Origin of the sequence: Streptomyces aurantiacus JA 4570, assembly GCF_000414115.1 — a bacterium.
Taxonomy (GTDB): Bacteria; Actinomycetota; Actinomycetes; order Streptomycetales; family Streptomycetaceae; genus Streptomyces; species Streptomyces aurantiacus_A.
On record NZ_AOPZ01000048.1, the window covers coordinates 1 to 14,192 of the forward strand.

General features: G+C 72.8%; 11 protein-coding genes. 5 read left to right on the forward strand and 6 right to left on the reverse strand.

The window, feature by feature from the left end; translation table 11 throughout:
* On the forward strand, positions 1-1,789 hold a 1,789-nt coding region (locus STRAU_RS05915), incomplete at its 5' end, for an amidohydrolase (protein ID WP_037657789.1).
* 154 nt (positions 1,790-1,943) lie between these two features.
* Positions 1,944-3,473 (forward strand): helix-turn-helix domain-containing protein, encoded by a 1,530-nt coding sequence (locus STRAU_RS05920; RefSeq protein WP_016639337.1) that lies wholly within the window; start codon positions 1,944-1,946, stop codon positions 3,471-3,473.
* A 111-nt stretch (positions 3,474-3,584) separates the two neighbouring features.
* On the opposite strand, the gene STRAU_RS05925 is transcribed toward STRAU_RS05920, so the two are convergent.
* Positions 3,585-3,983 carry a RidA family protein gene (locus STRAU_RS05925; RefSeq protein WP_016639338.1) on the reverse strand — a complete coding sequence of 133 codons (399 nt, stop codon included), beginning with the start codon at positions 3,981-3,983 and terminating at the stop codon, positions 3,585-3,587.
* Positions 3,980-5,137, reverse strand: a complete 1,158-nt coding sequence (locus tag STRAU_RS05930; protein ID WP_016639339.1) for an acyl-CoA dehydrogenase family protein — start codon at positions 5,135-5,137, stop codon at positions 3,980-3,982. Before STRAU_RS05930 ends, STRAU_RS05925 begins: the two co-directional genes overlap by 4 nt.
* Positions 5,138-5,263: 126 nt before the next feature.
* On the opposite strand from STRAU_RS05930, the gene STRAU_RS05935 reads away from it, so the two are divergent.
* Both STRAU_RS05935 and STRAU_RS05940 read left to right on the forward strand, forming a co-directional pair.
* The gene (locus STRAU_RS05935) at positions 5,264-6,928 is read left to right on the forward strand and encodes an AMP-binding protein (protein ID WP_016639340.1); all 1,665 of its coding nucleotides are present in this window, start codon (positions 5,264-5,266) and stop codon (positions 6,926-6,928) included.
* Between the two features lie 9 nt (positions 6,929-6,937).
* The gene (locus STRAU_RS05940; protein WP_016639341.1) at positions 6,938-7,750 is read left to right on the forward strand and encodes a PaaX family transcriptional regulator; all 813 of its coding nucleotides are present in this window, start codon (positions 6,938-6,940) and stop codon (positions 7,748-7,750) included.
* 71 nt (positions 7,751-7,821) lie between these two features.
* Here the strand turns inward: STRAU_RS05940 and STRAU_RS05945 are convergent, their stop codons facing one another.
* Both STRAU_RS05945 and STRAU_RS05950 read right to left on the reverse strand, forming a co-directional pair.
* The gene (locus STRAU_RS05945; RefSeq protein ID WP_078620989.1) at positions 7,822-10,209 is read right to left on the reverse strand and encodes a bifunctional salicylyl-CoA 5-hydroxylase/oxidoreductase; all 2,388 of its coding nucleotides are present in this window, start codon (positions 10,207-10,209) and stop codon (positions 7,822-7,824) included.
* Positions 10,210-10,211: 2 nt separating this feature from the next.
* Positions 10,212-11,039 (reverse strand): enoyl-CoA hydratase family protein, encoded by an 828-nt coding sequence (locus STRAU_RS05950; protein WP_016639344.1) that lies wholly within the window; start codon positions 11,037-11,039, stop codon positions 10,212-10,214.
* 256 nt (positions 11,040-11,295) lie between these two features.
* Between STRAU_RS05950 and STRAU_RS05955 the strand changes: the two genes are divergently transcribed.
* Entirely contained in the window at positions 11,296-11,721 is a 426-nt protein-coding gene (locus tag STRAU_RS05955; protein WP_037657791.1) for an ATP-binding protein, read from the forward strand.
* 31 nt (positions 11,722-11,752) lie between these two features.
* Here the strand turns inward: STRAU_RS05955 and argF are convergent, their stop codons facing one another.
* Positions 11,753-12,760: an ornithine carbamoyltransferase gene (gene argF, locus STRAU_RS05960; RefSeq protein WP_016639346.1), complete on the reverse strand. Its 1,008-nt coding sequence runs from the start codon at positions 12,758-12,760 to the stop codon at positions 11,753-11,755.
* A gap of 148 nt (positions 12,761-12,908) precedes the next feature.
* Positions 12,909-14,135, reverse strand: a complete 1,227-nt coding sequence (locus tag STRAU_RS05965; protein WP_016639347.1) for an arginine deiminase — start codon at positions 14,133-14,135, stop codon at positions 12,909-12,911.
* Positions 14,136-14,192: the final 57 nt, after the last annotated feature.

Here is a 14,192-nt window from a genome sequence, read left to right on the forward strand (position 1 = left end):
CGCCACCGGCGCCCCCGCCGTCGCCTCGCCCGCGCGCGGGCAGCGCCGCAGTGCCGCGATGGTCGTGCACAACGCGCGCGTGTTCACGGGTGTGCGCGGCGCCGCGCCCGCGCGGGCGGTCGCCGTCGGGCGGGACGGGCGGATCCTCGCCGTCGGGTCGGACTCCGAGGTGCGGCGGTGCGCGGGACGGGACACCGAGGTCGTGAACGGGCGCGGCGGCAGCCTGCTCAGCGGGATCCACGACGGGCACGCCCACCCGACGGACGCCGCTTCCCGCTCGCTCAGGCCGTCGCTCGACGGGGCCGAGCAGACGGTCGAGGACCTGCGGAAGACCCTCACCGAATTCCTGAAGGACAGCTCCGGCGAAGAACCCGACGGCTGGCTCGTCGTGGAGGACTGGAACCCCGTGGGCCTGCTGCCGCGCGGCACCGCCCCGCACCACTCGATGCTCGACGCCCTGCCCACCCGCCGCCCCGTCGCCCTGCGCGGCGGCGACGGCCACAACATGTGGGTCAATCAGCGCGCGCTGGACATCGCGAAGATCACCGCCGCGACCCCGGACCCGGTCGGCGGCAAGATCGTCAAGGGCGCCGACGGCAAGCCGACCGGCGTGCTCAAGGACGACGCGCAACCCCTGGTGTCCCGGCACATCCCCGAGCCCGGCGAGGCCGAACTCGTGGCCGCGGCGGCCAAGGTGTTCGCCGAGGCGGCGGCGTCGGGGATCACCACGTTCATGGAAGCGGTGGTGGGCGAGGACGAGCTGGCCCTGTACCGGGCGCTCGCCGCGGCGGGGAAGCTGCCCCAGCGGATCGTGCCCGCGCTCCGGCTCACCTCCGAGCAGGCCAAGGACCCGCGCGCCTCGGTTGCGTACGCGAAGAAGCTGCGCGATGACTTCGACGGCGTACGCGGAATCCGGTTCGGGACCGTCAAGGTCTTCCTCGACGGCGTCATCGAATATCCGGCGCAGACCGCCGCCCTCCTCAAGCCGTATCTGGACAAAGACGGCAAGCCCACCGATCACCGGGGCGACCTGTATGTGTCGGCCGCGGACTTCGGGCGGCTCACCGCCGCCTTCAACGCCGAGGGCTGGCAGCTGCACGCGCACGCCATCGGCGACCGGGCCGTGCGCACCGCCCTCGACGGATACGCGTACGCGCTGCGCAGGACCGGCCGCCGTGACGTCCGCAACACCGTCGCGCACCTCCAGCTCGTCGACCCCGCCGATCTGCCCCGGTTCGCCGAACTCGGCGTCGTGGCCTGTATGCAGCTGCAATGGGCGACCCGCAACGCCTGGACGGTGGACGCGCTGCTCCCGTACCTGGGTGCCGCGCGCCACCGATGGCTGTACCCGGCGCGCGGCCTTCAGTCGCACGGCGCACTCCTCTCCGGTGGCTCCGACTGGCCCGTCGATCCGCTCCAGGTGTGGAACCAGGTGCGGACGGCCGTCGACCGGCGGGGCACGGACGCCGACCAGGACGGCGACCTCTACCGCGCCAAGGAAGGCATCAGCCGGACGTCGTCCCTGCTCATGCACACGCTCGGCACCGCCCGGCAGCTTCGCACGGCGCATCTCACCGGGACCGTCGAGCGCGGCAAGCAGGCGGATCTGGTGCTGCTCGACCGCGATGTGACGCGGTGTCCGGTGGCTGAGATCAGCGGCGCCGGGGTGCGCCTCACGCTCGGCGGAGGCACAGTGGTGCACGACGGCGATTCGCCGTCGGGGCGCGCGGCCGCCGCCCGGGTGACGCGGGCGGCGGGCCGGCCACGGGTGACGTGCGGGTGCGGCTGACCGGGCTCCTCGCGGGAGCCCGGGCCCAACTCCCCAAGGGGAGGCGGCTCCCGCGGGCGCGGGCGGAGCCTCGTGCGCCGTTCGGAACCGGTCACTCCACCAATGGCCTACCCCGACGCGCACTTCATCTCATATCTGAGATAGCCTGCGTCGCATGGCAGACGACTACCTCGTACGCATCGGCAAGCTCATCCGTGACGCCCGGCAGCACCGTGGCTGGACCCAGTCAGGGCTCGCCGAGGCGCTCAACACCAGCCAGAGCGCCGTCAATCGCATCGAGCGCGGCAACCAGAACATCAGCCTTGAGATGATCGCCCGCATCGGCGAGGCACTCGACAGCGAGATCGTCTCGCTCGGCTACGCGGGACCGATGCATCTGCGGGTCGTCGGCGGACGCCGCCTGTCCGGCTCCATCGACGTGAAGACGAGCAAGAACGCGTGCGTGGCGCTGCTCTGTGCGTCCCTGCTCAACAAGGGCCGCACGGTGCTGCGCCGCGTCGCCCGCATCGAGGAGGTCTACCGCCTCCTCGAAGTCCTCAACTCCATCGGTGTGCGCACGCGTTGGATCAACGACGGCGTCGACCTGGAGATCGTGCCGCCCGCGAAGCTGGACATGGACGCCATCGACGCGGACGCGGCCCGCCGCACCCGCTCGATCATCATGTTCCTGGGCCCGCTGCTGCACCGCATGGACCACTTCCGGCTGCCCTACGCCGGCGGCTGCGACCTCGGCACCCGCACGATCGAGCCACACATGATCGCGCTGCGCCGCTTCGGCCTGGACATCGCCGCCACCGAGGGTCTCTACCACGCGGAGGTCGCCCGCGACGTCACGCCCGACCGCCCGATCGTCCTGACCGAGCGCGGCGACACGGTGACCGAGAACGCCCTGCTCGCCGCCGCCCGCAGCGCCGGCACGACGGTCATCCGCAACGCCTCCTCCAACTACATGGTCCAGGACCTGTGCTTCTTCCTGGAGGCGCTGGGCGTCAAGGTCGAGGGCATCGGCACGACGACGCTGACCGTGCACGGCGTACCGACCATCGACGTCGACGTGGACTACTCCCCGTCCGAGGACCCGGTCGAGGCGATGAGCCTGCTGGCCGCGGCCGTCGTCACGGAGTCCGAACTGACCGTCAAGCGGGTGCCGATCGAGTTCCTGGAGATCGAGCTCGCGGTCCTGGAGGAGATGGGCCTCGACCACGACCGGTCGCCGGAGTACGCGGCGGACAACGGCCGTACGCGCCTCATCGACCTCACCGTGCGCCCCTCCAAGCTGGAGGCGCCCATCGACAAGATCCACCCGATGCCCTTCCCCGGGCTCAACATCGACAACGTCCCGTTCTTCGCGGCGATCGCGGCCTCGGCCCAGGGCAAGACCCTCATCCACGACTGGGTCTACGACAACCGCGCGATCTACCTCACGGACCTCAACCGCCTCGGCGGCCGCCTCCAACTCCTCGACCCGCACCGCGTCCTCGTCGAGGGCCCGACGCGCTGGCGCGCCGCCGAGATGATGTGCCCGCCGGCGCTGCGGCCCGCCGTGGTCGTCCTGCTCGCGATGATGGCGGCAGAGGGCACGTCCGTGCTCCGCAATGTGTACGTGATCAACCGCGGGTACGAGGACCTCGCGGAGCGCCTGAACTCCGTGGGCGCCCAGATCGAGACGTTCCGGGACATCTAGGCGACTGTGGGCGTCCTCGCGGGGGCGCCCCAGTCCCGCCCCTTTCCCGTAACCAGGGCGTTTGAGGACGAGGCCCGAAGGGCCGAAAAGGGGGGAGAGGGGCGCAGCCCCCTAGGGCAGTACGGCAACCCCGTCCAGCTCCACCACGCACTCCTCGTCCCAGAGCCGCACAGCTCCGATCACCGCCATCGCGGGGTAGTCGCGGCCCGCCAACCGCTTCCAGATGCGGCCGAGTTCGGGGGCGTGGGCGCGGTAGTCGGCGACGTCGGTGGCGTACACCGTGACGCGGGCGAGGTCCGCCGGGGTGCCGCCCGCGGCGCGCAGGGCCGCCAGGAGGTTGGCCAGCGCCCGCTCGAACTGCTCGGGCAGGGTGGCGCCGCTGACCTTGCCGTCGGTGTCCAGGGCGGTCTGGCCTGCGAGGAAGACCAGGCGGCCGCCGGTGGCCACGACGGCGTGGCTGAAACCGGTGGCCGGGGAGAGGTCGGCGGGGTTCAGGCGTTCGAGGCTCATGAGGACTCCTTACCGTACAACTCCTTGGCGATGACCGCCCGTTGGACCTCGCTCGCGCCCTCGTAGATGCGCGGCGCCCGCACCTCGCGGTACAGGTGCTCCAGGAGGTGGCCCCGCTGGAGCGCGCGGGCGCCGTGCAGCTGGACGGCGGTGTCGACGACGAACTGGGCGGTCTCCGTGGCGAACAGCTTCGCCATCGCCGCCCGCCCCGCGATGTCCGGCTCGTCCCGGTCGTACGCCGCGGCCGCCGCGTACACCAGAAGACGCGCCGCCTCCGTGCGCGTCGCCATCTCGGCCACCTGGTGGGACACCCCCTGCAGATCCTTCAGCTTGCCGCCGAACGCGTCGCGGTCCGCGGTGTGCGCGAGGGTGGCGTCCAGGGCGGCCTGGGCCATGCCGACGGCGAAGGCGCCGACGCTCGGGCGGAACCGGTTCAGGGTCGTCATGGCGACCCGGAAGCCGTGGTTCACGTCGCCGAGCAGATCGGCCGCGGAGACGCGCACGCCGTCGAAGGCGAGCGTCCCGATCGGGTGCGGGGACAGCATGTCGAGCGGGGCGCCGGTCAGGCCCGCGCGGTCGGCGGGGACCAGGAAGGCGGTCACGCCGCGGGCGCCCGCGTCCGGCGACGTACGGGCGAACACGGTGTAGAAGTCGGCCTCCGGGGCGTTCGAGATCCAGGACTTCTCGCCCGTCAGGCGCCAGCCTGCGGACCCGTCGGGCTCGGCGCGCAGGGCGAGGGCGGCCGCATCCGAGCCGGCGCCCGGCTCGGACAGGGCGAACGCCGCGATCGCGCGGCCCGCACGGGTGGGCGGCAGCCAGTGCTCGCGCTGCTCCATCGAGCCGTACGCGTGCACGGGGTGCGCGCCGAGCCCCTGCAGGGCGAGCGCGGTCTCGGCCTCCGTGCAGACGCGGGCGAGGGACTCGCGCATCAGGCACAGGTCGAGCGCTCCTGAGGTGAACAGGCCCTCCAGGAGGCCGAGTTCACCGAGGGCCTCGGTCAGCGGCCGGTTGACGCGCCCCTGCTCGCCCGCCGCGTGGGCGGCCTGCTCGCCCGCCGCGTGGGCGGCGACGAGTGGCCGCAACCGCTCGGCGGCCAGCTCCCGCAGCCGGGCACACCGGGCGATCTGTTCCGGATTGAGCGAGAATGCGGTCATCCCGAGCTTCTCCCCTCGCGCGCGGCCGCAGCACCTTTATCGCGCACCGTTGACTGTCGTCACCATCACGATACGCTCGTCTGGCCCGCTCATCACCACGCCCGACCGGCAAGGGGGCGAAGCACCATGGAGCTCACGGGTCACGTCGACACCTTCGCGCGCGACCACCTCCCGCCCCGCGAGCAGTGGCCCGCGCTGGTGCGGGACCGGCCCGAGCTGCACTATCCGGACCGCCTCAACTGCGGCACCGAACTCCTCGACCGGTCGGCGGAGCGGTACGGCGCGGACCGGCCCGCGTTCCGCGGGGGCGACGGCACGGTCTGGACGTACGGCCGGCTCCAGGACCATGTCGACCGGATCGCGCACGTCCTGACCGACGAGCTCGGCGTGGTGCCCGGCAACCGGGTGCTGCTGCGCGGCGCCACCTCGCCGTGGCTCGCGGCCTGCTGGCTCGCGGTGATGAAGGCGGGCGCGGTCGCGGTGACCGTCCTGGCCCAGCAGCGCACCCAGGAACTGGCCACGATCTGCGAGATCGCGCAGGTGTCGCACGCGCTGTGCGACGTCCGCGCGGTCGACGACCTGACGAAGGCCGGGGTGCCGGGCCTGAGCGTGACGACGTACGGCGGCGAGGGCCCCGACGACCTGCGGTCCCGCGCGGCGGCCCGCCCCCACGAGGCGTACGAAGCCGTGGACACGGCCGCCGACGACGTGGCGCTGATCGCCTTCACCTCGGGCACGACGGGACGCCCGAAGGGCTGCATGCACTTCCACCAGGACGTGCTCGCCATCGCCGACACCTTCGGACGCCATGTCCTCAAGGCCCGCCCCGACGACGTGTTCGCGGGCAGTCCCCCGCTGGGCTTCACGTTCGGCCTCGGCGGCCTGGTGATCTTCCCGCTGCGCGTCGGCGCGTCGTCCCTGCTCCTCGAACAGGCGGGCCCGAAGCAGTTGCTCCCCGCGATCGCCGAGCACGGCGTGAGCGTGCTGTTCACGGCGCCGACGGCGTACCGCGCGATGCTGGACGCGCTGGCCGACCCGCCGGCCGTGGCCGAGACCTCGCCCTCCCCCTCGCCCCCGCCCGCGTACGACGTCTCCTCCCTGCGCCGCTGTGTCTCCGCGGGCGAGAACCTGCCCGCCGCCACCTGGCGGGCCTGGCACGAGCGCACGGGGCTGCGCATCATCAACGGCATCGGCGCGACCGAACTCCTGCACATCTTCATCTCCGCCGCCGACGACGCGATCCGCCCCGGCACCACGGGCGTGCCCGTGCCCGGGTGGCACGCGCGCGTGGTCGACGATTCCGGCGCGCCCGTGCCGGACGGCGAGCCGGGTCTGCTCGCGGTGCGCGGCCCGGTGGGCTGCCGCTATCTGGCCGACCCCCGGCAGCGGGAGTACGTCCGCCACGGCTGGAACGTCACGGGCGACACCTATGTACGCGACGCCGACGGCTACTTCCGGTACGTCGCCCGCGCCGACGACATGATCATTTCCGCCGGGTTCAACATCGCGGGCCCGGAGGTCGAGGAGGCCCTGCTGCGCCACCCGGACGTCGAGGAGACGGCGGTCGTGGGCCGTCCGGACGAGCGGCGCGGGCAGGCCGTCGTGGCGTACGTGGTGCTGCGCGCGGGCGCGGCGGCGGACGCGGAGCGACTGCGGGAGTTCGTGAAGGCGGAGCTGGTTCCGTACAAGTGCCCGCGCGAGGTGGTGTTCCTGGACGCACTGCCCAGAACGGCGACCGGCAAGCTCCAGCGGTTCCGCCTCAGGGAGCCGGGGCCCGCGGCCGGGGCCTAGAGTGATCACGTGTCCGAGCAGCACACCCCCAGGTCCCTGATCGTCACGTTCTACGGCGCGTACGGACGGGCGGCGCCCGGTCCGGTCGCGGTCGCCGAACTGGTGCGGCTCCTCGCGCCGGTGGGCGTCGACGCGCCGTCCGTGCGGTCGTCGGTGTCGCGGCTGAAGCGGCGCGGCCTGCTGCTGCCCGCGCGTACGGCCACGGGGGCCGCCGGGTACGCCCTCTCCCCCGACGCCCGCCAGCTCCTTGAGGACGGCGACCGGCGCATCTACTGGCCGTGGGCCGACCGGCGCGAGGGCACCGGCGGCTGGGTGCTCGCCGTCTTCTCCGTCCCGGAGGCCGAGCGCAGCAAACGCCACGTCCTGCGCTCGCGGCTCGCGGGCCTCGGCTTCGGCACGGCGGCGCCGGGGGTCTGGATCGCCCCCGCCCACCTCTACGAAGAGACCCGCCACACGCTGGCCCGGCTGCACCTCACCCCGTACGTCGACCTGTTCCGCGGCGAACACCTCGGCTTCACGCCGACCGCGGAGGCGGTGTCCCGCTGGTGGGACCTGACCTCCCTCGCCAAGCAGCACGATGCCTTCCTCGACCGCCACGAGCCCGTCCTGCGGTCCTGGCAGTCCCGCCCGGACACGCCCGCCCCCGAGGCGTACCGCGACTACCTCCTCGCCCTCGACTCCTGGCGCCACCTCCCCTACGCCGATCCCGGTCTGCCCTCGGCCCTCCTGCCGGAGGGGTGGCCCGGGGGGCGGGCGGCGGAGGTGTTCCGGGCGCTGGACGAGCGGCTGCGGGAGGCCGGGCGGGGGTTTGTGGCGATGTGAGTGGTTGTGGTCCTCGCGGGGCGCCCCAGTCCCGCCCCTTCCCGAAAGGTCCAGGGGGCGGAGCCCCCTGGTTACGGGAAGGGGCGGGGCTGGGGAGCCCCCGGCAGGGCCAACCGCGGCTTCGCCGCGTCCGTGCGCCCCGTCTGGGGGCGCCGGCTGCCCGCCCGGTACTGGAGGGGCCAGACGACGCCCGGCCCGGCGTAGTCCTGTTCGGCCGCCGCGTGGAGGGTCCAGTGGGGGTCGTACAGGTGGGGGCGGGCCAGGGCGCACAGATCCGTGCGCCCCGCCAGCAGCAGCGAATTGACGTCGTCCCACGACGAGATGGCGCCGACGGCGATGACGGGAACGCCGGTCTCGTTGCGGATGCGGTCCGCGAAGGGGGTCTGGTACGAGCGCCCGTAGGCGGGCCGCTCGTCGCTGACCACCTGCCCGGTGGAGACGTCGATCGCGTCGGCCCCGTGCGCGGCGAACGCGCGGGCCACGGCGACGGCGTCGTCGGCCGTGGTGCCGCCGTCGGCCCAGTCGGTGGCCGAGACGCGGACGGTCATCGGACGGCCGGCGGGCCACACCTCCCGTACGGCGTCGAAGACTTCGAGGGGGAAGCGGAGCCGCGCCTCCAGCGAGCCGCCGTACGCGTCGGTGCGGCGATTGGTCAGCGGGGAGAGGAAGCTGGAGAGCAAATAGCCGTGCGCACAGTGCAGTTCGAGGAGATCGAAGCCGCAGCGGGCGGCCCGCCGCGCGGCGGCGGTGAACTCCTCGCGGACGGCGGCGAGTCCGGCGGCGTCCAGGGCGTGCGGGATCTGGCTCGCGGGGCCGTACGGCAGCGGGGACGGCGCCACCAGCGGCCAGTTGCCGGAATCCAGCGGCTCGTCGATGCCGTCCCACATGAGCCGGGTGGAGCCCTTGCGGCCGGAGTGGCCGAGTTGGAGGCCGATCGCCGTGCCGGGGGCCTGGGTGTGGGCGAAGTCCACGACGCGGGCCCAGGCGTCGGCCTGCTCGTCGGTGTAGAGCCCGGCGCAGCCCGGCGTGATGCGGCCGCGCTCGCTCACGCACACCATCTCGGTCATCACCAGGCCGGCCCCGCCGAGCGCCCGCGCGCCCAGGTGGACGAGGTGGAAGTCGCCGGGCACGCCGTCCACGGCGGAGTACATGTCCATGGGGGACACGACGACGCGGTTGCGCAGTTCGAGGTCGCCGAGGCGGAACGGCGTGAACATCGGGGGCGTACCCGGCGGGCAGCCGAAGTCCCGCTCGACGGCCTCCGTGAAGTGGGCGTCGCGCAGCCGCAGGTTGTCGTGCGTGACGCGGCGGCTGCGGGTGAGCAGGTTGAACGCGAATTGGCGTGGCGACTGGTCGACGTACAGCGGCAGTTCCTCGAACCACTGGAGGCTCGCGCGGGCCGCGCGCTGCGTGGACTCCACGACCGGGCGGCGCTCGGTCTCGTACGCCGCGAGGGCGGCGGGGATGTCCGGCTGCTCCTGGAGGTTCGCGGCGAGCGCGAGCGCGTCCTCGACGGCGAGCTTGGTGCCGGAGCCGATGGAGAAGTGCGCGGTGTGGGCGGCGTCGCCGAGCAGGACGGTGTTGCCGCACGACCAGTGCTCGTTGACCACGGTGCGGAAGGTGAGCCAGGAGGAGTTGTTTCCGTGCAGGGGGCGGCCGCCCAGCGCCTCCGCGAAGAGCTTGGCGCAGCGTTCGGCGGATTCGGCCGGGTCCACGTCCGCGAACCCGGCCGCCCGCCATACCTCTTCGCGCATCTCGATGATGACGGTGGACGCGCCGGGGTCGGATCCGGAAGCCGTCGCCGCCCGGTACGGGTATCCGTGCAGCTGCAGCACGCCGTGCTCGGTCTCGGCGATCTCGAAGCGGAAGGCGTCGAAGGCGAAGTCGGCGGCCAGCCAGATGTAGCGGCAGCGGTGGGTGGTGAGGGTGGGGCGGAAGACTTCGGCGTGCGCCTCGCGGGTCAGGCTGTGCACGCCGTCCGCGGCGATCACCAGGTCGTACGCCGTGGCCAGTTCGGCGGCGGGCGGCGCCTCGGTACGGAAGCGGAGGTCGACGCCGAGGGCGCGGCAGCGCTCGTGCAGCACCGCGAGCAGGCGCTTGCGGCTCAGGGCGGCGAAGCCGTGGCCGCCGGAGGTGTGCCGGGTGCCGCGGTGCACGATGTCGATGTCGTCCCAGCGGACGAACTCCTCCTGCAGCGCCGCGTACACCGCCGGGTCGGCGTGCTCGATGCCGCCGAGGGTCTCGTCGGAGAGGACCACGCCGAAGCCGAAGGTGTCGTCGGGGGCGTTGCGCTCCCAGACGGTGACCTCACGGTCCGGGTCGAGGCGCTTGAGCAGGGCGGCGGCGTACAGCCCGCCGGGGCCGCCGCCGATGACGGCGATCCGGTGGGCGGCGCCCGCCCGCTCGGCCCCCGGCCGCTCGGTGCCTGGCCGCCCGGCACCCGGCTGTGTCCCCGGCATCGTCACCGCCCCCGCCACTTCGGCGACCGCTTGCCGGTGAACGCCGCGTGGAACTCCGCGTAGTCCTCGCCGTTCATCAGCAGCGCCTGCGTCGCCGCGTCCATCTCGACGGCGGCCGCGAGCGGCATGTCCAGCTCGGCGGTGAGGAGGGCCTTCGTCTGGGCATACGCGAGGGCCGGTCCCTGGGCCAGGCGGCGGGCCAGGGCCGCGGCGGCCTCGGGGGCCCTGCCCTCGTCCGTGAGCTCGCTGATCAGGCCGATCCGCTCGGCCTCGGGGGCCCGCACCGGCTCGCCCAGCATCAGCAGCCGCGTGGCGTGGCCGAGCCCGACGACGCGCGGCAGCAGATACGCGGCGCCCATGTCACCGCCCGAGAGCCCCACCTTCGTGAACAGGAACGCGAACCTCGCCGAGGGGTCCGCGACCCGGAAGTCCGCGGCCAGCGCGAGCACCGCGCCCGCGCCCGCGGCCACCCCGTGCACCGCGGCCACCACCGGGAACGGACACTCGCGCAGCGCCCGCACGACCTGGCCGGTCATGCGGTTGAAGTCCAGGAGCTGCGCCGTGTCCATGGCGAGCGTCGAGCCGATGATCTCGTCCACGTCACCGCCGGAGCAGAAGCCGCGCCCCTCGCCGCCGAGCACGAGCGCCCGCACGGACCGCTCGCGGGACAGCTCGGCAAGCAGGTCGCGCAGGTCGGCATAGGCACCGAAGGTGAGCGCGTTCAGCTTCTCGGGGCGGGGCAGCGTGACGGTGGCGACGCCGTCGTCGACGCTGAGGCGCAGGTGTCGCCACTCGGGGGTGCGGGCGGCGGAGCCGGTGAAGGGACTCATGAGGTGCGGCCTCCTCGGTCGGGGGCGGCGGGGCCTCTTCGAAGTTATCACTCATCCATGACTGTCGTCACGAGTACGCGATACGCCTACGGCAGAGGGGTCTCGTGGTCGTACACTCCAGTGGCATACGTCCCGAAATTTCCCGGCATGGGTCGCCAAACCGCCCGACGGTGGGCTCTGTCGTCCCTCCGCTTAGGATTCGTACGGTTGAAAGCAGGACCGCACAGGGACCACCTGCTCGCCGAACGGACCCGCCTTGCCCGAACCCCACTCTCCCGCCTCGTGGCGCATCGCGCTGCCGCACACCGTGGCAGCCGTGCCCATCGCGCGCGCCCTGGTCCGCACGGCGCTCACCGACATCGGCTGCGCCGCGGACACGGACACGGCGGAGCTGCTCACGGCGGAACTGGTGGCCAACGCCGTGGAGCACACGGCGGGGCGCGACCCGATAGAGCTGGTCATAGAGCTGCTGCCGACGCTCTGCCAGGTCGAGGTGCGCGACTCCAGCCCCGTCCCGCCGTTCGACCTGACCGACCCGGCGGCGGACGACGAGCCCGACCCCTGGCAGGAGCACGGGCGCGGCCTGCTCCTCATCCGCACGCTCAGCTCGGCCTGCGGCCACCGCCCCACCGAGTCGGGCAAGGCGGTCTGGTTCACGCTGTCGGCGCCGGCCGAGCGCTGACCGCCCCGCCCGGACGCAGGAGCACGACGGCTCAGGCGAGGGTCGCCACCAGGACGGCCTTGATCGTGTGCATCCGGTTCTCCGCCTCGTCGAAGACGACGGAGTGGGCCGACTCGAAGACCTCGTCGGTGACCTCCAGCGAGGTGAGCCCGTGGCGCTCGCACACCTCGCGGCCGACCTCCGTGCCCAGGTCGTGGAAGGCGGGCAGGCAGTGCAGGAACTTGACGTCGGCGTTGCCGGTGGCGCGCAGGACGTCCATCGTCACCGCGTACGGAGCGAGGTCCCGGACGCGCTCGTCCCAGACCTCGGCGGGCTCCCCCATCGACACCCAGACGTCGGTGGCGACGAAGCCGGCGCCCGCGACGCCCTCGGCGACGTCCTCGGTGAGCGTGATCCGCGCCCCGCTGGTCTCGGCGAGCGCCCGCGCGCGGGCCACGACCGCCTCGGCGGGCCAGTACGCGCGGGGCGCCACGATGCGTACGTCCATGCCGAGCAGCGCGCCGGTGACCAGGTAGGAGTTGCCCATGTTGAGGCGGGCGTCGCCGAGGTAGGCGAACGCGATCCGCTCCAGCGGTTCGGCGCAGTGCTCGGTCATGGTCAGGACGTCGGCGAGCATCTGCGTGGGGTGCCAGTCGTCGGTCAGGCCGTTGTAGACGGGCACGCCCGCGTGGGCGGCCAGCGTCTCGACGGTGTCCTGCGCGTCCCCGCGGAACTGGATCGCGTCGAACATCCGGCCGAGGACGCGGGCGGTGTCCCTCGCGGACTCCTTCTTGCCGATGTGCGAGCCCGAGGGGTCGATGTACGTCGTGGCGGCGCCCTGGTCGGCGGCGGCCACCTCGAAGGAGCAGCGGGTGCGGGTCGACGCCTTCTCGAAGATCAGCGCGATGTTCCTGCCGGTCAGGTGCCGGGTCTCGGTCCCGGCCCGCTTGGCCGCCTTCAGGTCGGCGGCCAGGGCGAGCAGACCGCGGAACTCGTCGGCGGTGAAGTCCAGCTCCTTGAGGAAGTGGCGGCCGGTGAGATCGGTCTTGGGTGTCGCCATGGGGCGCTCCTGAGTACGAATGCGTCGAGGCGGGGCGGGGAACCCTTGAAAGTCTATACGACCCTTCACATTTATATACAGCCCCCCTGTGCCGCTCCCGCGGGGCGTCCCCCGCTGCTCCCGTACGACCGCCTCCCCCTCCCCCGCCCTACGCGACCGGCCCCCGCTCGACCGGGCAGCTCATGCACCGCGGGCCGCCCCGGCCCCGGCCCAGCTCGCTGCCGGGGATCTCTATCACCTCGATGCCCTGCTTGCGCAGGTAGGTGTTGGTGGTCGCGTTCCGTTCGTACGCCACGACCACGCCCGGCTCGACCGCGAGCACGTTGCAGCCGTCGTCCCACTGCTCACGCTCGGCGGCATGCACGTCCTGGGTGGCCGTGAGGACCCGGATGCCGCCGAGGCCGAGGGCGGCGGCGATGGCGCGGTGCATGTGCTCCGGCGGGTGGTCGGTGACCTTCAACTCGCGCTCGTCGACGCCCGGTTCGATGGTGTACGAGCGCAGCATGCCGAGCCCCGCGTACTGCGTGAACGTATCGCCGTCGACCATCGTCATCACCGTGTCCAGGTGCATGAAGGCGCGGCGCTTGGGCATGTCGAGGGCCACGATCGTGGTCGCGGAACCGGCGGCGAACAGCTTGTGCGCGAGCATCTCGACGGCCTGCGGGGTGGTGCGCTCGCTCATGCCGATGAGCACGGCGCCGTTGCCGATGACCAGGACGTCGCCGCCCTCGATGGTGGAGGGGTAGTCGGACTGCCCCTGCGACCAGAGGTGGAAGCCCTGGCCGTGGAAGAGCGGGTGGTGCTGGTAGATCGCCTCGAAGTGGACGGTCTCGCGCTGCCGGGCCGGCCAGCGCATCGCGTTGATGGACACACCGTCGTAGATCCAGGCGGACGTGTCCCGCGTGAACAGGTGGTTGGGCAGCGGACGGAGCAGGAAGTCGTCCATGTCCATGCAGTGGAAGCGCACGGACGTCGGCTCCGGGTGCCGGTCCAGGTACTCCCGCTTCGTCATGCCGCCGATCAGCGCCTCGGCGAGCTCCGCCGACGGCAGGCTCTCGAACGCCACGCGCAGGTGGTCGGTGGCGAGCGGGCCGTACTCCTTCTCGTCGAAGACGCGGTCCAGGACGAGCAGCCGGGCCGCCGGCACGTCCAGCGCCTCGGCGAGCAGATCACCGAAGAGATGGACCGTCACCCCGCGGTCGCGCAGCACGTCGGCGAAGCCGTCGTGCTCGTGTCTCGCCCGCCGCACCCAGAGGACGTCGTCGAAGAGCAGCGCGTCCTTGTTGGTGGGCGTGAGCCGTTTCAGCTCCAGATCGGGGCGGTGCAGGATGACGCGGCGCAGCCGCCCGGCCTCGGAGTCGACGTTGAATCCCATGTATCCATCCTCACCCCGCGGGAGCCGCGTCACGCGCCCAACGATGCGTTTTGAGCG

What these genes read in the sequence shown, in the direction of transcription:
- argF (WP_016639346.1), bottom strand. Translation starts at nt 12,760, where the DNA reads ATGGCGACACCCAAGACCGATCTCACCGGCCGCCACTTCCTCAAGGAG.
- STRAU_RS05925 (WP_016639338.1), bottom strand. Translation starts at nt 3,983, where the DNA reads ATGAGCCTCGAACGCCTGAACCCCGCCGACCTCTCCCCGGCCACCGGT.
- STRAU_RS05965 (WP_016639347.1), bottom strand. Translation starts at nt 14,135, where the DNA reads ATGGGATTCAACGTCGACTCCGAGGCCGGGCGGCTGCGCCGCGTCATC.
- STRAU_RS05945 (WP_078620989.1), bottom strand. Translation starts at nt 10,209, where the DNA reads ATGCCGGGGACACAGCCGGGTGCCGGGCGGCCAGGCACCGAGCGGCCG.
- STRAU_RS05920 (WP_016639337.1), top strand. Translation starts at nt 1,944, where the DNA reads ATGGCAGACGACTACCTCGTACGCATCGGCAAGCTCATCCGTGACGCC.
- STRAU_RS05935 (WP_016639340.1), top strand. Translation starts at nt 5,264, where the DNA reads ATGGAGCTCACGGGTCACGTCGACACCTTCGCGCGCGACCACCTCCCG.
- STRAU_RS05950 (WP_016639344.1), bottom strand. Translation starts at nt 11,039, where the DNA reads ATGAGTCCCTTCACCGGCTCCGCCGCCCGCACCCCCGAGTGGCGACAC.
- STRAU_RS05930 (WP_016639339.1), bottom strand. Translation starts at nt 5,137, where the DNA reads ATGACCGCATTCTCGCTCAATCCGGAACAGATCGCCCGGTGTGCCCGG.